Source organism: Achromobacter sp. NPDC058515 (assembly GCF_042721735.1).
Classification (GTDB): Bacteria; Pseudomonadota; Gammaproteobacteria; order Burkholderiales; family Burkholderiaceae_B; genus Achromobacter.
Window position 1 is genome coordinate 408,472 of the sequence record NZ_JBHXNI010000004.1, and the last position, 20,153, is coordinate 428,624.

Below are 20,153 nucleotides of genomic sequence, written 5' to 3' on the forward strand. Positions count from 1 at the left end.
CATTCGATAATGCCGCAGCGCGTCATTTTCAACGCGCCCAAATACGGGTGTTGCGCATTAGCCTCGTCACACCGGCAGCGCGGTCGTCGACAGGATCTCTTTGAGCACGAAAAAGGTGCGGATCTGGCGTACGCCGGGCAGCTTGATGATCTCGCCCGCATGCAGCTTGTTGAAGCGTTCCAGATCGCGTATGCGCAGCATCAGGAAGTAGTCGAATTCCCCTGCCACCAGATGGCATTCCAGGCAGCCGCTGATGCCGCGCGCCGCCTCTTCGAAGTCGGTGAAGGACTCGGGCGTGGAGCGGTCCAGCACCACGCCCACGATGACCAGGGTGGCCATGTCCACCTCGGCGGGTTCCAGCAAGGCCACCGTCTTCCTGATGATGCCTTCGCTCTTGAGTTTCTCGACCCGCCGCAGGCAGGCCGCGGGGCTCAGGTGGACGCGCCCGCTCAGGTCCAGGTTGGTGATCTGCGCGTCCTCCTGCAGGACCCGCAGGATCTGGCGGTCGATGCGGTCGAGCGTCGAAATGGCGGTCATAAGATGCGTCCCTAAAAATTTAATTTCGCATTATTTTTTCTGGTCGAAATAATAAATCCAATGGCGACGCAATCTAAAACTTTAAATTTAATAGATTAAAAAAATACGCAATTGACCGTGCAACCTTGAGATTCCTATGATTTTTCCCACCCGCGCCTTGCGGCCGGCCCGAAGAAAACCCATCAGGAGTCCCCATGGATCTGCAACGTTTTCCCCGTCATCGCCTGACCTTCGGCGACACCCCGATCGAAAAGCTCGACCGCCTCTCCGCGCACCTGGGCGGCAAGGTCGAGATCTACGCCAAGCGCGAGGACTGCAACAGCGGCCTGGCGTTCGGCGGCAACAAGCTGCGCAAGCTGGAGTACCTGATCCCGCAGGCGCTGGAGCAAGGCTGCGACACGCTGGTGACCATCGGCGGCATCCAGTCCAACCACACGCGCATGGTGGCGGCCGTGGCCGCCAAGCTGGGGCTGGCCTGCGTGCTGGTCCAGGAAAACTGGGTGGACTATTCGGACGCGGTCTATGACCGCGTCGGCAACATCATGATGAGCCGCCTCATGGGCGCAGACGTGCGTCTGGTGGACCAGGGCTTCGACATCGGCTTTCGGCGCAGCTGGGAAGAGGCGCTGGAAGACGTGAGGCGGCGCGGCGGCAAGCCCTACGCGATTCCTGCCGGCGCGTCGGACCATGAACTGGGCGGGCTGGGCTACGTGGGCTTCGCCGAGGAAGTGCGGCGCCAGGAGGCCGCGCTGGGATTCAAGTTCGACTACATCTTCGTGTGCGCCGTCACCGGCAGCACGCAGGCGGGCATGGTGGTGGGCTTTGCGGCCGATGGGCGCGCGGACCGCGTCATCGGCATCGACGCCTCGGCCACCCCGGACCAGACCCGTGCCCAGATCCTGCGCATCGCGCGGCGCACCGCCGACCTGGTGGGGTTGGAAAAAGCGATCGAGGACCAGGATGTGGTCCTGGACACGCGCTACGCCTACCCGGCCTATGGCCTGCCCTCGGCCGAAACCAACGAGGCCATCCGCAGCTGCGCGCGCCTCGAAGGCATGATGACCGACCCGGTGTACGAAGGGAAATCGATGCAGGGCATGATGGACATCATCCGGAAAGAAGAAATTCCGGCAGGCTCGAAGGTCCTGTATGCGCACCTGGGAGGGGTGCCGGCGATCAACGCCTACAGCTTTCTCTACCGCAACGGATAAGGGCGGATTCGGCGCCGTGGGCTGGCCCTGCGGCGACCTGCGCTAAAGGCCGGGCCTAGGGGAATCGCCGATGGTGCGCGGCACCCATTCTGATGTACATAAATTGTATACACGAAATGGCTTTACCGTTATTGTTGAGTCCGCCCAGCAACCCGCGCGTCCGGCTCCCGCCCCTGCCCATGACATCCTACGACACCACCCTGCCCTACCCCCGCGACCTGATCGGCTACGGACGCAATCCGCCCCACGCGCGATGGCCGGGCAATGCGCGCATCGCCGTGCAATTCGTGCTGAATTACGAGGAAGGCGGCGAAAACAGCGTGCTCCACGGAGACCCGGGGTCCGAGCAGTTCCTGTCGGAAATGTTCAACCCGGCCAGCTATCCGGAGCGGCACATCAGCATGGAAGGCATCTACGAGTACGGATCGCGGGCCGGCGTATGGCGCATCCTGCGCGAATTCGAGAAACGGCAATTGCCGCTGACCGTCTTCGGCGTCGGCATGGCGCTTCAGCGCCACCCTGAACTGGCGGCCGCATTCACGGAACTGGGCCACGAGATCGCGTGCCACGGGTGGCGCTGGATCCACTACCAGAACGTGGACGAGGCCACCGAGCGCGAACACATGCGCCTGGGCATGGACGCCATCGCCAAGCTGACCGGCTCGCGCCCGCTGGGCTGGTACACCGGCCGGGACAGCCCCCGCACGCGGCGGCTGGTGGCGGACTACGGCGGCTTCGAGTACGACAGCGACTACTACGGCGACGACCTGCCCTTCTGGATGCAGGTGCAAAAGACCGACGGCTCGGTCGTGCCCCAGCTCATCGTGCCCTATACCCTGGACTGCAACGACATGCGCTTTGCGCTGCCGCAAGGCTACTCGCACGCCGAGCCGTTCTTCCAGTACCTGAAGGACAGCTTCGACGCGCTCTACGCCGAGGGCGACGAAGCGCCCAAGATGCTCAGCATCGGCATGCACTGCCGCCTGCTGGGCCGGCCCGGACGCATCACCGCGCTGCAACGCTTCCTGGACCACATCGCGCGCCACGACCGCGTGTGGGTATGCCGCCGGCTGGACATCGCCCGGCACTGGAAAACCGCCCATCCCTATTCTCCCGCCAGTTGAACAGGACGAACATGACCCACACCGTAGCCCAACTCAATGCCGCGCCGCCTGCCGAGGCGCAGGCCCTGCTCGGCGGCCTGTACGAGCACGCCCCCTGGGTGGCGGCGCACGCCGTCCGGTCGCGTCCTTTCCGCTCGCTTGCCGACCTGCGCCAGCGCCTGCGCGAGGCCGTGGACGCCGCGAGCCCCGACGACCGGCTGGCGCTGTTGCGCGCGCAGCCCGAGCTGGCGGCGTTGCCGCAATGCTCCCCCGAAGAAGCGGGCCGCCTGGCTCAGCAGAACGGCGACTACTCGGCCCGGTTCGGGTTTCCGTTCGTGGCCGCCCCGCGCGGCGCGCGCGGCCTCGAACTAAACGGCGGCGAACTGCTGGACGACCTGGCGCGGCGGCTGGACAACCCGCCCGACGCCGAGTTGCAGGAAGCGCTGCGCCACCTTCATCGCACCGCCGAACTGCGCCTGCAAGAGCGCTTCGGCGAGCCAGCGCTCGGTAACGACATCTGGGACTGGCAGGAGCGGCTCAGCGCGCACAGCGATCCCGGCTACGCCGAGAAAGGCCAGCTCACCGTCACGTACCTGACCGACGCGCATCGCGCCTGCGCGCAGCGCATCTCGCACTGGATGCGGGATTGCGGCTTTGACGAAGTCGCGGTCGACGCGGTGGGCAACGTGGTGGGCCGCTACCGCGCGGCCCGGCCCGACGCCCCCACGCTCATGACCGGCAGCCATTACGACACCGTGCGCAACGGCGGCAAGTACGACGGCAGGCTGGGGATCTTCGTGCCCATGGCCTGCGTGCGCGAGTTGCACCGCCAGGGCCGGCGCCTGCCCTTCGACCTGGAAGTGATCGGATTCGCCGAAGAGGAAGGCCAGCGCTACCGCGCCACCTTCCTCGGATCCGGCGCGCTGATCGGCGACTTCAAGCCCGAATGGCTGGACCAGAAGGACGCCGACGGCGTCTCCATGCGCGAGGCCATGGCGCACGCCGGGCTGTGCATCGACGACATCCCGAAGCTGCGGCGCGACCCCGCCCGCTACCTGGGCTTTGTCGAGGTGCACATCGAACAAGGCCCGGTGCTGTACGAGCTGGGGCTGCCGCTGGGCATCGTCACGTCCATCAACGGCAGCGTGCGCTACCAGGCGCAGATCTTCGGCATGGCCAGCCACGCCGGCACCACGCCCATGGACCGGCGCCGCGACGCGGCCGTCGCCGCGGCCGAGCTGGCCTTGTTCGTCGAGCGCCGCGCCGCGCAGGACGCCGATTCCGTGGGCACCATCGGCATGCTAGAAGTGCCTGGCGGATCCATCAACGTGGTGCCGGGCGAATGCCGCTTCAGCCTGGACCTGCGCGCCCCCAGCGATCCGCAGCGCGACGCGCTGGTCAATGACGTGCTGGCCGAGCTGGCCGCCATCTGCCGGCGGCGCGGCTTGCGCTACGCGCTCGAAGAAACGATGCGCGCCGCCGCCGCCCCCAGCGACCCGGCCTGGCAGCAGCGCTGGGAACGCGCGGTCGATGCGCTGGGCCTGCCGGTGCACCGCATGCCCAGCGGCGCCGGCCACGATGCCATGAAGCTGCACGAGGTCATGCCCCAGGCCATGCTGTTCGTGCGCGGCCAGAACGCCGGCATCAGCCACAACCCCCGCGAATCCACCACCAGCGACGACATCCAGTTGGCCGCGCTTGCGATGCAAGGCCTGCTGGACGAGCTCGCCAATGAAACGACGACCTGAAGCCCTATGACTGACTACGCCCGACTCGACGCCTGGGTTGACGCCCATTTTGATGAAGAAGTCCGCTTCCTGCAGGACCTGGTGCGCGTGCCCACCGACACGCCGCCCGGCAACAATGCGCCTCACGCCGAGCGCACCGCGGAACTGCTGCAAGGCTTCGGCATGCAGGCCGAGGCCCACCCCGTGCCTGCCCAGGACGTCCGCGACTACGGCATGCAATCCATCACCAACCTGATCGTGCGCCGGGAATACGGCGACGGCGGGCGCCGCATCGCGCTCAACGCCCATGGCGACGTGGTCCCGCCCGGCGACGGCTGGACGCATGACCCCTATGGCGCCGAGATCCACGACGGCAGCCTGTACGGGCGCGCCGCCGCCGTCAGCAAGAGCGATTTCGCCAGCTTCACGTTCGCCGTGCGCGCGCTGGAGGCCGTGGCCAGGCCCGGCCAGGGCGCGATCGAATTGCATTTCACCTACGACGAGGAATTCGGCGGGTTGATGGGGCCGGGCTGGCTGCTTCAGCAGGGCCTGACCAGGCCCGACCTGATGATCGCGGCCGGCTTCAGCTATGAAGTCGTGACGGCCCACAACGGCTGCCTGCAAATGGAGGTGACCGTGCACGGCAAGATGGCGCACGCGGCCATCCCCAGCAGCGGCGTGGACGCGCTGCAAGGCGCCGTCAAGATCCTCAACGCCCTGTACGCGCAGAACACGCTGTACCAGCAGGTCACTTCCCAGGTGCCGGGCATTTCCCACCCGTACCTGAACGTCGGGCGCATCGAAGGCGGCACCAACACCAACGTGGTGCCGGGCAAGGTGAGCTTCAAGCTCGACCGGCGCATGATCCCCGAGGAAAACGCCGTCGAAGTCGAGGCCGACATCCGCCGCATCATCCAGGAGGCGGCCGCCTCGACGCCGGGCATCGGCATCGACATCAAGCGCCTGCTGCTGGCCAATTCCATGCGCCCCCTGCCCGGCAACCAGCCCCTGGTGCAAGCCATCCAGAAGCACGGCCAGGAGCTGTTTGGCGAACCGATACCCGCCATGGGCACGCCGCTCTACACCGACGTGCGCCTGTACGCCGAAGCCGGCATCCCCGGCGTGATCTACGGCGCGGGCCCGCGCACCGTGCTGGAGTCGCATGCCAAGCGCAGCGACGAGCGCGTAGCGCTGGAAGACCTGCGCCGCGCCACCAAGGTCATCGCGCGCACGCTGGCCGATCTGCTCAAGCCCGTCTAAGGGGCGGCTTTCAGATTTGGCAGGTGTCAGACACCCTTGCTCCAAAGGGTGTCTGACACCTCATTACGCCAGCCGCATCACGCGGCGCCAGAACAGCACCGCCACCAGCGCAAAGACGGCAAGCCCAAGGAAGGAAGCCGTCCGCGCAAAGCCCTCGCCCGCGATCGCCAGCGGCGCCTCGGTGCCGGCGGCGCCGATGATGCCCGCCATCAGCACGCCCACCAGGCTCTCGCCCACGATCAGGCCGGATGCGATCAGCACGCCGCGCCGGTTGGGCGCGTCGGCGAACTGCTCGTACGGCTGGCCGGCAGCGGCGGCCCGGCGGCGCAGGGCCCCTTCCAGCAGCCAGGCCAGCACCGCGCCCGCCACGATGGGCGCGGCGACCGTGGGCGGCAGGTAGATGCCGATGCCCACCGCCAGCACCGGAATGCGCGCCACGCGGCAGGTGCGCTTCATGATTTCATCCGCCACGATCAGGCCGACGCCCACGGCCATGCCGATCAGGATCATGGTCCAGTTCAGCTGATGGGTGAAGATGCCGCGCGCAATCGCCAGCATCAGCGTCGCCTGCGGCGCGGACAGGGCCTGCGCCGGATCCATGCCCTCGCGCGGCATCGAATCCGCGAAGCCGTAGGCGTTGTACAGCAGCTCCAGCACCGGCGAGATCACCGCCGCGCCCACCACGCAGCCGATCAGCAGCGCCACCTGCTGGCGCCACGGGGTGGCGCCCACCAGCCATCCCGTCTTCAGGTCCTGCAGGTTGTCGTTGGAAATGGAAGCAACCGCCACCACGGCCGACGTGCTGAAGATAGCCAGGGCGATCGCCATCTGGACGCCGTTCTGCACCGCCAGCAACTCGCCGCCCAGCGCCAGCATCAGCACAGACACCAGCACGATGGCGACGATGCCCACGCCGGAGATCGGACTGGTCGACGACCCCACCAGGCCCGCCATGTAGCCGCAGGCGGCGGCCACCAGGAAGCCGAACACGAAGGCGAACAGCACCGCGTAGGCCACCAGCTTCCAGATGGCGCCCGCCGACAGCGGCACGCCCGACAGGAACACCTGGAAGGTGACGACAAGCACCGCCACCAGCACCAGCGTGACCGCCGAGATCCAGCCGGCGGACATATCGCGTTCGGTGCGCGGCGCCTGGCCCGCGCGCGCGGCGCCCGCCTTGGTCAACGCCGAAAACGACGCCTTCACCCCGCGCGCCATCGGCACGAACAGGGTCGCCAGGGTCCAGATTGCGCCCACGCCGATCACGCCCGCGCCGATGAAGCGCACCTGCGAGGACCACAGTCCCGTGGCGTACTGCGCCAGCGTCTGGCCAGCGGGCATGTCGCCCATGGCGGTCAGGATAGGCACCGCGATGCCCCACGAAATGATCAGGCCCGTCAGCATGGCCAGGCCCGCGACGATGCCGATCAGGTAGCCCGCGCCCAGCAGCGCCAGTGAAAAGCCCATAGGCAGCCGGAACACGGCGCCGCCCAGCGCGAACCAGCCGCTGACGCTGTCGCCCAGCACCCGCAGGCCGCTGGCGGCAAAGCTGACCACGGCCGCCGCCACGCCGCCCGCGACGATGTCGCCCATGCCCGTCGCGGCAGCCTTGGCGGGAGCCCGCCCCTCGGCTTCGGAAGCATCCTGCGCGCGTTCGGCGCTGCCCACCCGCAGGATCTCCGCCGCGGCGACGCCCTCCGGATACGGCAGGTCGCTTTGCACCACCATCACATGGCGCAGGGGGATCGTGAACATCACGCCCAGCATGCCGCCGGCCGCGCAGATGCCCAGCGTCTGCCAGAACGGAAAGCCCTGCCAATGGCCCATCATGACCAGCGCCGGCAGGATGAAGATGATGGACGACAGCGTGCCGGCCGCCGAGGCCTGCGTCTGCACCATGTTGTTTTCAAGGATGTTGGCGTCCTTGAACAGGCGCAGCACGGACATCGAGATCACCGCCGCCGGGATGGCGGACGAAAACGTCAGGCCGACCTTCAAGCCCAGGAACACATTCGAGGCCGTGAAGATGACGGTGATCAGGGCGCCCAGCAGGACGCCGCGGAACGTCAGTTCCGGCAAGGTGACCTCCGCGGGCACGCGGATGGGTTGGGTCATGGAGTTCTCCCTATCTGATAGCCGCGAATTCTAGCGCCTCACAGTCCACCCCGTGGTCACCACCCGTTAGCGCGATTCCGCGGTAGAACCTGCCGTCGCCTGAAATCCCGACAACAGATTATGCTGAAACTTGAGGATTCCACCCAAGATTTTGATTACTCATGCCACGGGCAAGGGTCTAGCATGGACGGTAAAACAGGAGACGACACCACAATGCGCGACGCCAGCCAGCCCCTGCCCGGGCAAGAGATCCAACACGACGCCGACCCCGCCGAAACCGCCGAATGGCGCGATGCCCTGCAGTCGCTGATCCAGGCCGAAGGGGCCGGCCGGGCCGGCTATGTGCTGGACAGCCTGCTGGGGCACGCCGCGTCGCTGGGCCTGCGCGCCAACAGCCAGACGCGCACCGCCTACCTGAACACCATCCCCGCCGACCAGGAACCGCCCTTCCCCGGCAACCTGGCGGTGGAGGAACGCATCGCCCGCATCAACCGCTGGAACGCCCTGGCCATGGTGGTGCGCGCCAACCAGGCCCACGGCGAGCTGGGCGGCCACATCGCCAGCTATGCGTCGGCCGCCGACCTGTTCGAGGTGGGCTTCAACCATTTCTTCCGCGCGCAGACGCCGGACAGCCCGGGCGACCTGGTCTACATGCAGCCGCATTCGGCGCCCGGCGTCTACGCCCGCGCCTACCTGGAAGGCTTCCTGGCCGAAGACGATCTGGCGCACTTTCGGCAAGAGATCACCGCGACCGCCCGCGGCCTGCGCGGCCTGTCCTCGTATCCCCACCCCTGGCTGATGCCCGACTTCTGGCAGTTCCCCACGGGCTCCATGGGCATCGGTCCCATCAACGCCATCTACCAGGCGCGCTTCATGCGCTACCTGGAACACCGCTCGCTGGTGCCCGAAGCAGACCGCAAGGTGTGGGGCATCTTCGGCGACGGCGAAATGGACGAGCCCGAGTCCATCGCGGCGCTGACCCTGGCCGCGCGCGAGAAGCTCGACAACCTGGTGTTCGTCGTCAACTGCAACCTGCAGCGGCTGGACGGCCCGGTGCGCGGCAACGGCCGCATCATCGACGAACTCGAAACGCTGTACGCCGGCGCCGGCTGGAACGTCATCAAGCTGGTCTGGGGCAGCGACTGGGACGCCCTGCTGCGGCGCGACACCGGCGGCGCGCTGGCGCGCGCCTTCGCCAACACCGTGGACGGCCAGTTCCAGACCTTCGCCGCCAACGACGGCGCCTTCAACCGCGCCCACTTCTTCAACCAGAATCCCGAGCTGGCCGCCCTGGTGGCCGACTGGTCCGACGAAGCCATCGACCGCCTGCACCGAGGCGGCCACGACATGGTGAAGATCCATGCCGCCTACCACCGCGCCGCCCGCCACCGCGGCCAGCCCACCGTCATCCTGGCGCAAACCAAGAAGGGTTTCGGCATGGGCTCGGCGGGCCAGGGCAAGATGACCACCCATCAGCAGAAGAAGCTGGACGACGAGGCGCTGCTGGCCTTCCGCGACCGCTTTGCGCTGCCGATATCGGACGCCGACTGCCTGGCGCTGAAGTTCTACCGCCCCGCCGAGGACAGCGCCGAGATGCGCCACCTGCAGGCGCGCCGCGCCGCGCTGGGCGGGCACATCCCCCGGCGCAACACCCAGGCGCCGCGCCTGGCTCCGCCGGACGCGGAACACTGGGCGCGCTTCGCGCTGGCCGCCGACGGCAAGGAAATGTCGTCCACCATGGCCATCGTCCGCATGCTGACGGCGCTGCTCAAGGACGGCGCCGTGGGCTCGCGCATCGTGCCCATCGTGGCGGACGAGGCGCGCACCTTCGGCATGGCCAACCTGTTTCGCCAGATCGGCATCTATTCGGCGCAGGGCCAGCTCTACGAGCCCGAGGACATCGGCTCGGTGCTCTACTACCGCGAGGCCCGCGACGGCCAGATCCTCGAAGAAGGCATCACCGAGGCCGGCGCGATCTCGTCGTGGACCGCCGCCGGAACCAGCTACTCGGTCCACGGCCTGCCGATGCTGCCCTTCTACATCTACTACTCGATGTTCGGCTTCCAGCGCATCGGCGACCTGATCTGGGCCGCCGCCGACCAGCGCACGCGCGGCTTTCTCATCGGCGCGACCTCGGGCCGCACGACCCTCGGCGGCGAAGGCCTGCAGCACCAGGACGGCTCCAGCCACATCATGGCCGCCGCGGTGCCGAATTGCCGCGCCTATGACCCGGCCTACGCCTACGAAGTCGCCGTCATCGTCGAACACGGCATGCGCCGCATGCTCGACGAACAGCGCGACGAGTTCTTCTACCTGACCGTCACCAACGAAAACCTGGCGCAGCCCGACATGCCGCGGGACCCCGCCGTGCGCGAAGGAATCCTGCGCGGCCTGTACCGGCTGCGGCCGGCCCGCCAGCAGGCCCAGGTGCGCCTGCTGGGCGCCGGCCCCATGCTGCGCGAGACTGAAATGGCGGCCACGCGCCTGCACGACGACTATGGCGTGGACGCCGAGGTCTGGAGCGTGACCAGCTTTTCCGAACTGGCCCGCGACGGCCGGCAGGCCGAGCGCGCCCGCGTGCTGGGGCTGGACGCCGGCGCAGACTCCGACTGGGTGCGCGCCTGCCTGGGCGCAAGCGCCGCCCCGGTGATCGCCGCCAGCGACTACGTGCGCGCCGTGCCCGAGCAGATCCGCGCCTGGGTGCCCGCGCCCTACCGCACGCTGGGCACCGACGGCTTCGGCCGCAGCGACACCCGCGCCCAGCTTCGCGACTTCTTCGAAGTCAGCGCGGACTGGATCGTGCTGTATGCGCTGGACAGCCTGGAGCGGCAGGACGACGCCCGCGCGCTGCGCCAGAAGCTGAACGCCGGCGGCCGCCAGACGCCGCCCTGGGAGCTGTAGCCGCCTCGCCGATCCGGCCTCGTCCATCCGGCTGGCCGCATCGCCGCACTTATTGATCAAAAGCGAATGCTCGCTGCACTGCAGCAACCAAGCACGCGCGCTTTCTGGTGAAATACGGGTGTTCCCCAAGCATTTCGCAAAAAATACGGCGGGCCGCGAGCCCGCCTTTTGTCATCTCCGTTTCTTTTTCAGTTAGTGCCTTTGAGGCCCCGATCCCATGGACGAAACTCTCACCAAAATGGCGTTGGATTACCACGCCTATCCCACTCCCGGCAAAATCTCGGTTACGCCGACCAAGACGCTGGCCAACCAGGACGACCTGTCCCTGGCCTATTCGCCCGGCGTGGCTGCGGCCTGCATGGCCATCTTCGACCAGGGCGACGACGCGGCCTCCAAGTACACCTCGCGCGGCAACCTGGTGGGTGTGATCACCAACGGCACCGCCGTGCTGGGCCTGGGCAACATCGGCCCGCTGGCCGCCAAGCCCGTGATGGAAGGCAAGGGCTGCCTGTTCAAGAAGTTCGCCGGCATCGACGTGTTCGACATCGAGCTGGCCGAGAACGATCCGGACAAGCTGGTCGACATCATCGCGGCGCTGGAGCCCACGCTGGGCGGCGTCAACCTTGAGGACATCAAGGCGCCCGAGTGCTTCTACATCGAGAAGAAGCTGCGCGAGCGCATGAAGATCCCCGTCTTCCACGACGACCAGCACGGCACCGCAATCATCTCGTCGGCCGCCATCCTGAACGGCCTGAAGGTCGTGGGCAAGGACATCGGCGCGGTCAAGCTGGCTTGCTCGGGCGCGGGCGCCGCCGCCATCGCCTGCCTGGACCTGCTGGTGCACCTGGGCGTCAAGCGCGAGAACATCTACGTGGTGGACTCGCGCGGCGTCATCTGGGACGGCCGCGATGAAAACATGGAAGCCAACAAGAAGCGCTACGCGCAAAAGACCGACGCGCGCACGCTGGCCGACGTGGTCAACGGCGCCGACGTGTTCCTGGGCTGCTCCACCGCCGGCGTGCTGACCGGCGACATGGTCAAGACCATGGCCGACCGCCCGCTGATCCTGGCGCTGGCCAACCCGGAACCGGAAATCCGCCCGGAAGTGGCCAAGGCCGCCCGCCCCGACTGCATCATCGCGACCGGCCGTTCGGACTACCCGAACCAGGTCAACAACGTGCTGTGCTTCCCCTTCATCTTCCGCGGCGCCATGGATGCCGGCGCCTCGCGCATCACGGAAGAAATGAAGCTGGCTTGCGTGAAGGCCATCGCCGAACTGGCGCAAGCCGAACAGAACGATGAAGTGGCCCGCGCCTACGCCGGCCAGGAACTGTCGTTCGGTCCGGACTACATCATCCCCAAGCCCTTCGACCCGCGCCTGATCGTCCAGATCGCCCCGGCCGTGGCGCAAGCCGCCGCCGACTCCGGCGTGGCCGCCCGCCCGATCGAAGACATCGAAGCCTACCGCCAGAAACTGATGGGCTTCGTGTACCACTCCGGCCAGCTGATGCGTCCGCTGTTCGCCCAGGCCAAGAAGGCGCCCAAGCGCGTCATCTACGCCGACGGCGAAGACGAGCGCGTCCTGCGCGCGGTGCAGACCGTGGCCGACGAGAAGCTGGCGTTCCCGATCCTGATCGGCCGCCCTGCCGTCATCGAGATGCGCATCAAGAAGGCGGGCCTGCGCCTCATCGCCGGCCAGCACTTCGAGATCGTGGATCCGGAAGACGACAACCGCTTCAACGAAACCTGGAACGCGTACTACCAGCTGAAGGGCCGCGAAGGCGTGACGCCGGCCATCGCCAAGGCGATGATCCGCAAGCACAACACGCTGATCGGCGCGATGCTGCTGCGCCGCGGCGACGCCGACGCGCTGCTCTGCGGCGTGGCCAGCAAATACGACAACCAGCTTAAGTACGTCGATGAAATCATCGGCAAGAAGGAAGGCCAGACCTACGCCGCCCTGAACGTGCTGATGCTGCCCGACCAGACGCTGTTCGTCACCGACACGCACGTCAACGAAAACCCGACGGCCGAGGAAGTCGCCAGCATCACCATCCAGGCCGCGGACGAAATGCTGCGCTTTGGCGTGGTGCCCAAGATCGCCCTGCTGTCGCACTCCAACTTCGGCAGCCGCGTCACGGAATCGTCGCGCAAGATGGCCGCCGCGCGCCAGATGGTGCAAGACCGCGCGCCCGACCTGGAAGTCGACGGTGAAATGCACGCCGACGCCGCCCTGTCGGAAAAGATCCGCGTGCTGGCCTACCCCGACAGCACGCTCCGGGGTCCGGCCAACCTGCTGGTCATGCCGAACCTGGACACCGGCAACATCACGTACAACATGCTGAAGATGACGGGCAGCAACGGCGTCGCGATGGGTCCGATCCTGCTGGGCGCCGCGCGCCCCGTGCACATCCTGACCACCAGCGCCACCGTGCGCCGCATCGTCAACATGACGGCGCTGGCGGTGGTGGACGCGCAGCAGGAAGCCGCGGAAGAAGCCAAGAAGCGTCGTTGATGCCTCAACGTCCGTAGCGCCGCGGGCGCCCTTCGGGGCGCCCGTTTTCATTGCGGGGCGTCAGCCGTCCGCGCTAGTGCGCCCACGCCGGCAGATGGTAAAACCAGGGCTTGTCCTTTTTCTGGAGACGACATGCTGGCCGATGCCCTGTATGCCTGGTTTCACTACCTGGCCATCTTCGTACTGGTGGTGGTCCTGACCGCCGAAGCCGTGCTGCTGCGCCCCGACCTGACCGCCGGCGGCGTAAAGCGCCTGATCATCTACGACCGCCTCTATGGCATCAGCGCCATCGTCGTGCTGGTTACGGGCGTGCTGCGCCTGACCCAGGGCATCAAAGGCGCCGCCTTCTATATGAGCAATCCCTGGTTCCACGCCAAGATGAGCCTGTTCGTCCTCATTGCGCTCTGTTCGATACCGCCCACGCTGGCCTTTCTGCGGTGGGCAAAACAATCGCGCCAGCAGCCGGGCTTCGTGCCCGCCCCGCCCGAGATCATGCGGGCGCGGCGCTGGGTGATGATCGCCTCGCACCTCTTCATCTTCCTGCCGCTGTTCGCCGTGCTGATGGCGCGCGGGATGGGCATCTAAGAAAGCGCTCGGCGTCAGGGACAGCGCGCAAGGGCCGGCCTGGCCGGTTCCTTGCCGTCCACCACGAAGGTGGCGTACTGGAACACCCCGGCCTCTTCGTTGGGCACGATGCCTGCCAGCTTGCCGTCCAGGGTCTGCATCACCGACTTGCCCTCGCCCACGTCCTCTTGCCCCGCGCGCCTGGCCACGCCCCCGTCCCAAGGGCTGAACACCAGCACGCCCGGATAAGGCTCCGGCTTGGCGCCATTGCGCCTGGCGGTTTTCACGTGCGTGCCCGCGGAATAGCTGAAGTCCCCGAATCGGGTGGGGCAAGCCAGCTTCGCGTCGGCAAAACGCAGCAGGCGACGGTCGGCGTCCAGATAGAGCGTCGGCTCGCTCAGCATCAGCCCGAACGCCTGCACCGCCACCGGATTCCTGACCTCGATGCGCCAGCGGTCCGGGTCCCTGGACCCATCGACATAGACCGTCCCGTCCGACCCGTACAGCGTCGAGCCGGCAGCGATCTCCATGTCTCCCAGCCGATTGCCTTGCGCAAGCTGGCACGTCCTCAGCGCCTTCATCGCGCCGTCGCGCTCGGAATCGAATTCGACGTCCACGCCGGCATCGCACTGCCAGCCCTGCACGGACTGATCGCCAATGCCGCGCAGGATGACGGAACGCGGGTATCTGGCGATGGTGGCGTAGGTATCCTTGTCGTAGTCGGTGCCGAGGTAGCGCCGCGCGTGGGTCGCCTCCATGCCGTACATCGGCACGGCATGCGGAAACTCGGCCTCGACATAGGTTTCCAGCTGGCCTTCGTCCTGCAGCTGAAGCCGCGTGCCGGCGGGCATCGCGATGCCGCCCAGGGTCTGCGGCTGCTGCAACGTGACCAGCCGCGCCGCCGCCTGGCGGTCGCTTTCCCGTCCGACGTGCCAGACGATGGCTTGCACCCACGCGTAATAGCCGAACAGGAGTGCCAGCGGCACGAAGGCGATGACGGAGGTCTTCCAGTATTTGCGGACCTTGCGGCGCGCCCCCACGCTGGCCGCCAGGACCAGCCCCCAGCCCAGCAGCACGATGCCGGCAAGAAAGCCGAGGGAAATCAGGATGTAGAAGCTGGCGGAAGGCAGGGCTATCGGAATCATGGCAAGGATGATATCCGCTTATCCGCCGCTCCATCGCCCGAGCAGCAGCGCAACAAAAAACCGCCCGAAGGCGGTTTCTTGTCGAAGCGCGATGCGATCAGCGCTTGTCCATCGGGGGCACGTCGCGCGTGACCGAACCGGTGAACAGCTGGCGCGGACGACCGATCTTGTAATCGGGATCCGACAGCATTTCGTTCCACTGGGCGATCCAGCCCACCGTGCGGGCCAGCGCGAAGATGGCCGTGAACAGCGAGGTCGGGATGCCGATGGCGCGCTGGACGATACCCGAGTAGAAGTCCACGTTCGGGTACAGCTTGCGCTGGACGAAGTACGGATCCGACAGGGCGATGCGTTCCAGTTCCATGGCCAGCTTGAACAGCGGGTCGTTTTCCAGGCCCAGGGCCGAGAGAACTTCCTTGCAGGTTTCCTGCATCAGCTTGGCGCGCGGGTCGTAGTTCTTGTAGACGCGGTGGCCAAAGCCCATCAGGCGCACGCCCGAGTTCTTGTCCTTGACCTTCTCCATGAACTCGCCGACCTTGGCGATGCCGCCGTTGGCTTGCAGTTCTTCCAGCATTTGCAGGCAAGCTTCGTTGGCGCCGCCGTGAGCCGGGCCCCACAGGCAAGCCACGCCGGCCGAGATGGCGGCGAACGGGTTGGTGCCCGACGAACCGCACAGGCGGACGGTCGAGGTCGACGCGTTCTGCTCGTGGTCGGCATGCAGGATGAAGATGCGGTCCAGCGCGCGCTCGACGACTTCGTTGACCTTGTAGTCTTCGCACGGCGTGGCGAACATCATGCGCAGGAAGTTGCCCGTGTAGGACAGGTCATTCTGCGGGTAGATGAACGGCTGGCCTTGCGAGTACTTGTACGCCATCGCAACCAGCGTCGGCATCTTGGCGATCAGGCGGATAGCCGAGATGTGGCGATGCTGGGGGTTCGTGATGTCGGTGGAGTCGTGGTAGAACGCGGACAGCGCGCCGACCAGGCCCGTCAGCACCGCCATCGGGTGCGCGTCGCGGCGGAAGCCGCGCAGGAAGAAATGCAGCTGCTCGTTGACCATCGTGTGATGGGTCACTTGCGAGTCGAAATCGGCCTTCTGTTCCTGGTTGGGCAGCTCGCCGTTCAGGATCAGGTAGCAGATGTCCATGAAGTCGCAATTGACGGCCAATTGCTCGATGGGGAAGCCGCGGTACAGCAGTTCGCCCTTGTCGCCGTCGATGTACGTGATGCCCGATTCGCAGGCTGCCGTGGACATGAAGCCGGGGTCAAACGTAAACATGCCCGTCTGGCCATACAGCTTGCGGATGTCGATCACATCCGGACCGACCGTGCCCTTGTAGACAGGGAACTCAATGGGTGCGCTGCCATCCGAGAAGGATAGAGTGGCTTTTTTGTCAGACAGGTTCATGTTTATTCCTCTCAATTAATCAGAGCGCGCGCATCTGGCCAATAATTCCTCGAAGCCTGGGCGTATCCAGCTCGCCTTCGAGTTCCTTGCGGGCCAGCAGCAAATCGAGAAGATCGTTGTCTCCCATCTCGAAAAGCTGGGTCAATGCGGCCACATCATCATCGGTAAGTTCAGCCTCGTAAGCGTCCAGATACCGGGTGATGATCAAGTCGTTTTCGAGCAGGCCGCGGCGCGCCCGCCAACGCAGTCGCGCCCGCTCCAGTTCAGTTAGCCTGCTCATCGTGACACCTTAAATACACAACTAAAAACTAGACCGTGCGACGGACCATCAGTTCCTTGATCTTGCCGATCGCCTTGGTCGGGTTCAGTCCCTTGGGACAGACGTCGACGCAATTCATGATGGTGTGGCAACGGAACAGGCGGTACGGGTCTTCCAGATTGTCCAGGCGCTCGCCCGTGGCTTCGTCGCGGCTGTCGGCGATGAAACGGTAGGCTTGCAGCAGGCCGGCCGGGCCGACGAACTTGTCCGGGTTCCACCAGAACGACGGGCAGGAAGTGGAACAGCACGCGCACAGGATGCACTCGTACAGGCCATCGAGCTCTTCGCGCGCCTCGGGCGACTGCAGGCGCTCTTTCTCGGGCGGCGGCGTGTCGTTGATGAGGTACGGACGGACCGAGTGGTACTGGTTGAAGAAGTGCGTCATGTCCACGATCAGGTCGCGGATCACGGGCAGGCCCGGCAGCGGACGCAGGACGATGGGTTCCTTGAGTTCGCGCAGGTTGGTGGTGCAGGCCAGGCCGTTCTTGCCGTTGATGTTCATGGCGTCCGAACCGCACACGCCTTCACGGCACGAGCGGCGCAGGGCCAGGCTGTCATCGACGTCGTTCTTGATGCGCACCAGCGCATCAAGCAGCATCTTGTCGGTGGGCTGGAGTTCGACTTCCAGCTTCTGCATGTAGGGGCGCTCGTCCTTGTCCGGATCGTAGCGGTAGATTTCGAACTTGACGATTCTCTTGTTGCTCATAGTGGGCTCAATCCGGACTTAGAAGGTACGCGCCTTGGGCGGGAAGGATTCGACCGTCAGCGGCTTCATCTGCACGGGCTTGTAATCCAGACGGCTGCCTTCGGAGTACCACAGCGTGTGCTTCAGCCAGTTCTCGTCATCGCGAGTCGGGTGGTCGTCCAGCGCATGCGCGCCGCGGCTTTCGGTGCGGTTGGCGGCCGACTTGATGGTGGCGCGGGCCACTTCGGTCATGTTCGCCAGTTCCAGCGCCTCGACGCGCGCGGTGTTGAACACCTTGGACTTGTCCTTGAAATAGATATTGTCGGCTTGCTTGGCCAGGTCTTCGATCTGGGTCACGCCTTCGTTCAGCAGTTCCAGCGTGCGGAACACGCCGCAGTGGCGCTGCATCGAGAAGCGGATGGCGTTGCCGATATCCTGCGTCTTTTCGCCGGAGGTGCGCGATTCCAGCTTGTTGACGCGGTCCAGCGAGAATTCGACGGCCTGCTGCGGCAGCTCTTGGTGAGCGCGCTGGCGTTCCGGGTGCGAATTCACGATGTGGTTGCCGGTGGCGCGGCCGAACACGATCAGGTCGAGCAGCGAGTTGGTGCCCAGGCGGTTGGCGCCGTGGACCGACACCGCGGCGCATTCGCCGATGGCGTACAGGCCGTTGACGACCTTGTTCTCGCCGTTTTCACGCGACAGCACCTGGCCGTGATAGTTGGCCGGAATGCCGCCCATCTGGTAGTGGATGGTCGGAACGACGGGGATCGGTTCCTTGATCGGGTCGACGTTGCCAAACTTGATGGCAATTTCGCGGATCGAGGGCAGGCGCTTGTTGATGACGTCGGCGCCCAGGTGGTCCAGCTTCAGGACCACGTAGCTGCCGTCGGGGCCGCAGCCGCGGCCTTCCTTGATTTCCTGGTCCATCGAGCGGGACACGAAGTCGCGCGGAGCCAGATCCTTCAGCGTGGGCGCATAGCGCTCCATGAAGCGTTCGCCATCCTTGTTCAGCAGGATGCCGCCTTCGCCGCGCACGCCTTCCGTGATCAGCACGCCGGCGCCGGCCACGCCGGTCGGGTGGAATTGCCAGAATTCCATGTCCTGCAGCGGGATGCCCGCGCGGGCGGCCATGCCCAGGCCGTCGCCGGTATTGATGAAGGCGTTGGTGGAAGCGGCCCAGATACGGCCGGCGCCGCCGGTGGCCAGCACCGTGGTCTTGGCTTCCAGGATGTAGATTTCGCCCGTTTCCATTTCCAGGGCGGTCACGCCCACGACGTCGCCCGCTTCGTTGCGCAGCAAGTCCAGCGCCATCCATTCGACGAAGAACTGGGTGCGCGCGGCGACGTTGCGCTGGTAGAGGGTGTGCAGCAGAGCGTGGCCGGTGCGGTCCGCAGCGGCACAGGCGCGCTGGACCGGCTTTTCGCCGAAGTTGGCGGTGTGGCCGCCGAACGGACGCTGATAGATCGTGCCGTCGGGGTTGCGGTCGAACGGCATGCCGAAGTGCTCGAGCTCGTACACGGCGTTCGGCGCTTCACGGCACATGAATTCGATGGCGTCCTGGTCGCCCAGCCAGTCCGAACCCTTGACGGTGTCGTACATGTGCCAGTACCAGTTGTCTTCGCTCATGTTGCCCAGCGAGGCGCTCACGCCGCCTTGGGCGGCAACCGTGTGCGAACGCGTGGGGAACACTTTGGACAGCACTGCAACGGACAGGCCCGCTTGGGACAGTTGCAGCGAACAACGCATGCCGGCTCCGCCGGCGCCAACGACCACCACATCAAACTGGCGGCGCGGCAAGGATTTCATGACAGAGACCACGGCTTAAATGCTCCAGAGGATTTGCGCGAAGTAAACGACCGAACCGACCAGCCAGAGGATCGTCAGCACTTGCAGCAGCAGGCGCACGCCCACCGACTTGACGTAGTCCATCCAGATGTCGCGCACGCCGATCCAGGCATGCCAGGCCAGCGCAATGAATGCAAGGGTGGCCAGGATCTGGCCAACCGGAAGAACGCCCACGTAGAAGTTGAACAGCGCGGTCCAGTGCTCGTACGTGAAGGCCGGCATCATCAGGATGCCGATGAGCAGCACCAGCGTATACACGGCCATGATGACGGCGGTGATGCGCTGGATGATGAAATCCATGACGCCGTAGTGGGCGCCGACGACCAGGCGCTTGGGTCCGTAGTTTTTAGCGGCGGCCATTTACAGCACTCCGAACAGTTTGAGAGCGAACACCAGGGTCAGCGCCAGGCTGACGCCGAACACCACGCCGGCGCTCTTCTTGGCCGACAGCTTGTCGATGCCGATGTGCAGGTCGAGCAGCAGGTACCGGATGCCGGCACAGAAGTGGTGCAGGTAGCCCCAGACCAGGACGAGGAAGACAAGCTTTACGATCGGATTGCCGGCGTACGCGGCCACGGCTGCGAACGTTTGGGGCGCGGCCACGCTGGCCGCGAACAACGGCAGGATGACCAAGGGAAGACAGAGGAACAGCAGCGCGCCGCTGACGCGGTGCAGGATGGACAGCTTGCCGGCCAGGGGCAGGCGGTAACTGGCAAGTTGCGCAATACCAATATTGCGAAACTGCGGACGTGGCTTGGCAGCGGTGTCGGACATGACGGCCTCGGTGTTTCGGAACTAGGGAATCGTGACGGCAAAAA

At 65.9% G+C, this 20,153-nt stretch carries 16 protein-coding genes; 7 read left to right on the plus strand and 9 right to left on the minus strand.

Annotated features, from left to right (window positions below):
• Positions 1–66: 66 nt before the first annotated feature.
• Positions 67–537 carry an Lrp/AsnC family transcriptional regulator gene (locus tag ACFWP0_RS10620; RefSeq protein ID WP_377841805.1) on the minus strand — a complete coding sequence of 157 codons (471 nt, stop codon included), beginning with the start codon at positions 535–537 and terminating at the stop codon, positions 67–69.
• A gap of 194 nt (positions 538–731) precedes the next feature.
• Here ACFWP0_RS10620 and ACFWP0_RS10625 point away from each other — a divergent pair, with 194 nt between their 5' ends.
• The 4 genes from ACFWP0_RS10625 (at position 732) to ACFWP0_RS10640 (ending at position 5,838) form a co-directional block, all read left to right on the plus strand.
• Positions 732–1,748: a 1-aminocyclopropane-1-carboxylate deaminase gene (locus ACFWP0_RS10625; protein ID WP_377841806.1), complete on the plus strand. Its 1,017-nt coding sequence runs from the start codon at positions 732–734 to the stop codon at positions 1,746–1,748.
• Between the two features lie 179 nt (positions 1,749–1,927).
• A complete protein-coding gene (gene puuE / locus ACFWP0_RS10630; protein WP_377841808.1) occupies positions 1,928–2,872 on the plus strand; it encodes an allantoinase PuuE in 945 nt (314 codons plus the stop codon).
• 11 nt (positions 2,873–2,883) lie between these two features.
• Positions 2,884–4,599 carry a hydantoinase/carbamoylase family amidase gene (locus tag ACFWP0_RS10635; protein ID WP_377841810.1) on the plus strand — a complete coding sequence of 572 codons (1,716 nt, stop codon included), beginning with the start codon at positions 2,884–2,886 and terminating at the stop codon, positions 4,597–4,599.
• A gap of 6 nt (positions 4,600–4,605) precedes the next feature.
• Positions 4,606–5,838, plus strand: a complete 1,233-nt coding sequence (locus ACFWP0_RS10640) for a M20 family metallopeptidase (protein WP_377841812.1) — start codon at positions 4,606–4,608, stop codon at positions 5,836–5,838.
• A gap of 63 nt (positions 5,839–5,901) precedes the next feature.
• On the opposite strand, the gene ACFWP0_RS10645 is transcribed toward ACFWP0_RS10640, so the two are convergent.
• Positions 5,902–7,953 (minus strand): OPT family oligopeptide transporter, encoded by a 2,052-nt coding sequence (locus ACFWP0_RS10645; protein ID WP_377841813.1) that lies wholly within the window; start codon positions 7,951–7,953, stop codon positions 5,902–5,904.
• A gap of 213 nt (positions 7,954–8,166) precedes the next feature.
• Here ACFWP0_RS10645 and mdeB point away from each other — a divergent pair, with 213 nt between their 5' ends.
• The 3 genes from mdeB (at position 8,167) to ACFWP0_RS10660 (ending at position 13,954) form a co-directional block, all read left to right on the plus strand.
• On the plus strand, positions 8,167–10,854 hold the full coding sequence (gene mdeB, locus ACFWP0_RS10650; protein ID WP_377841881.1) for an alpha-ketoglutarate dehydrogenase: 2,688 nt from the start codon (positions 8,167–8,169) through the stop codon (positions 10,852–10,854).
• A gap of 217 nt (positions 10,855–11,071) precedes the next feature.
• Complete coding sequence (locus tag ACFWP0_RS10655; RefSeq protein WP_377841815.1) at positions 11,072–13,369, plus strand: NADP-dependent malic enzyme; 2,298 nt, start codon at positions 11,072–11,074, stop codon at positions 13,367–13,369.
• Between the two features lie 132 nt (positions 13,370–13,501).
• Positions 13,502–13,954, plus strand: coding sequence for a DUF2214 family protein (locus ACFWP0_RS10660; protein WP_377841817.1), 453 nt, complete (start codon positions 13,502–13,504; stop codon positions 13,952–13,954).
• 14 nt (positions 13,955–13,968) lie between these two features.
• On the opposite strand, the gene ACFWP0_RS10665 is transcribed toward ACFWP0_RS10660, so the two are convergent.
• From ACFWP0_RS10665 to sdhC, 7 genes are all read right to left on the minus strand, one after another.
• Positions 13,969–15,078, minus strand: a complete 1,110-nt coding sequence (locus tag ACFWP0_RS10665; protein ID WP_377841819.1) for a hypothetical protein — start codon at positions 15,076–15,078, stop codon at positions 13,969–13,971.
• Positions 15,079–15,175: 97 nt separating this feature from the next.
• On the minus strand, positions 15,176–16,486 hold the full coding sequence (locus ACFWP0_RS10670; RefSeq protein WP_025141293.1) for a citrate synthase: 1,311 nt from the start codon (positions 16,484–16,486) through the stop codon (positions 15,176–15,178).
• Between the two features lie 19 nt (positions 16,487–16,505).
• Complete coding sequence (locus tag ACFWP0_RS10675; RefSeq protein WP_046802661.1) at positions 16,506–16,766, minus strand: succinate dehydrogenase assembly factor 2; 261 nt, start codon at positions 16,764–16,766, stop codon at positions 16,506–16,508.
• 28 nt (positions 16,767–16,794) lie between these two features.
• On the minus strand, positions 16,795–17,511 hold the full coding sequence (locus ACFWP0_RS10680) for a succinate dehydrogenase iron-sulfur subunit (protein WP_171664168.1): 717 nt from the start codon (positions 17,509–17,511) through the stop codon (positions 16,795–16,797).
• Positions 17,512–17,529: 18 nt separating this feature from the next.
• On the minus strand, positions 17,530–19,308 hold the full coding sequence (sdhA, locus tag ACFWP0_RS10685) for a succinate dehydrogenase flavoprotein subunit (RefSeq protein ID WP_377841822.1): 1,779 nt from the start codon (positions 19,306–19,308) through the stop codon (positions 17,530–17,532).
• A gap of 3 nt (positions 19,309–19,311) precedes the next feature.
• Complete coding sequence (gene sdhD, locus ACFWP0_RS10690) at positions 19,312–19,695, minus strand: succinate dehydrogenase, hydrophobic membrane anchor protein (protein ID WP_056567857.1); 384 nt, start codon at positions 19,693–19,695, stop codon at positions 19,312–19,314.
• Positions 19,696–20,109: a succinate dehydrogenase, cytochrome b556 subunit gene (gene sdhC / locus ACFWP0_RS10695; RefSeq protein ID WP_008161845.1), complete on the minus strand. Its 414-nt coding sequence runs from the start codon at positions 20,107–20,109 to the stop codon at positions 19,696–19,698.
• Positions 20,110–20,153: the final 44 nt, after the last annotated feature.

Excerpts from the sequence above, each read along its gene's own strand:
- ACFWP0_RS10620 (WP_377841805.1), bottom strand. The coding sequence starts at position 537 with ATGACCGCCATTTCGACGCTCGACCGCATCGACCGCCAGATCCTGCGG.
- ACFWP0_RS10625 (WP_377841806.1), top strand. The coding sequence starts at position 732 with ATGGATCTGCAACGTTTTCCCCGTCATCGCCTGACCTTCGGCGACACC.
- puuE (WP_377841808.1), top strand. The coding sequence starts at position 1,928 with ATGACATCCTACGACACCACCCTGCCCTACCCCCGCGACCTGATCGGC.
- ACFWP0_RS10635 (WP_377841810.1), top strand. The coding sequence starts at position 2,884 with ATGACCCACACCGTAGCCCAACTCAATGCCGCGCCGCCTGCCGAGGCG.
- ACFWP0_RS10640 (WP_377841812.1), top strand. The coding sequence starts at position 4,606 with ATGACTGACTACGCCCGACTCGACGCCTGGGTTGACGCCCATTTTGAT.
- ACFWP0_RS10645 (WP_377841813.1), bottom strand. The coding sequence starts at position 7,953 with ATGACCCAACCCATCCGCGTGCCCGCGGAGGTCACCTTGCCGGAACTG.
- mdeB (WP_377841881.1), top strand. The coding sequence starts at position 8,167 with ATGCGCGACGCCAGCCAGCCCCTGCCCGGGCAAGAGATCCAACACGAC.
- ACFWP0_RS10655 (WP_377841815.1), top strand. The coding sequence starts at position 11,072 with ATGGACGAAACTCTCACCAAAATGGCGTTGGATTACCACGCCTATCCC.
- ACFWP0_RS10660 (WP_377841817.1), top strand. The coding sequence starts at position 13,502 with ATGCTGGCCGATGCCCTGTATGCCTGGTTTCACTACCTGGCCATCTTC.
- ACFWP0_RS10665 (WP_377841819.1), bottom strand. The coding sequence starts at position 15,078 with ATGATTCCGATAGCCCTGCCTTCCGCCAGCTTCTACATCCTGATTTCC.
- ACFWP0_RS10670 (WP_025141293.1), bottom strand. The coding sequence starts at position 16,486 with ATGAACCTGTCTGACAAAAAAGCCACTCTATCCTTCTCGGATGGCAGC.
- ACFWP0_RS10675 (WP_046802661.1), bottom strand. The coding sequence starts at position 16,766 with ATGAGCAGGCTAACTGAACTGGAGCGGGCGCGACTGCGTTGGCGGGCG.
- ACFWP0_RS10680 (WP_171664168.1), bottom strand. The coding sequence starts at position 17,511 with ATGAGCAACAAGAGAATCGTCAAGTTCGAAATCTACCGCTACGATCCG.
- sdhD (WP_056567857.1), bottom strand. The coding sequence starts at position 19,695 with ATGGCCGCCGCTAAAAACTACGGACCCAAGCGCCTGGTCGTCGGCGCC.
- sdhC (WP_008161845.1), bottom strand. The coding sequence starts at position 20,109 with ATGTCCGACACCGCTGCCAAGCCACGTCCGCAGTTTCGCAATATTGGT.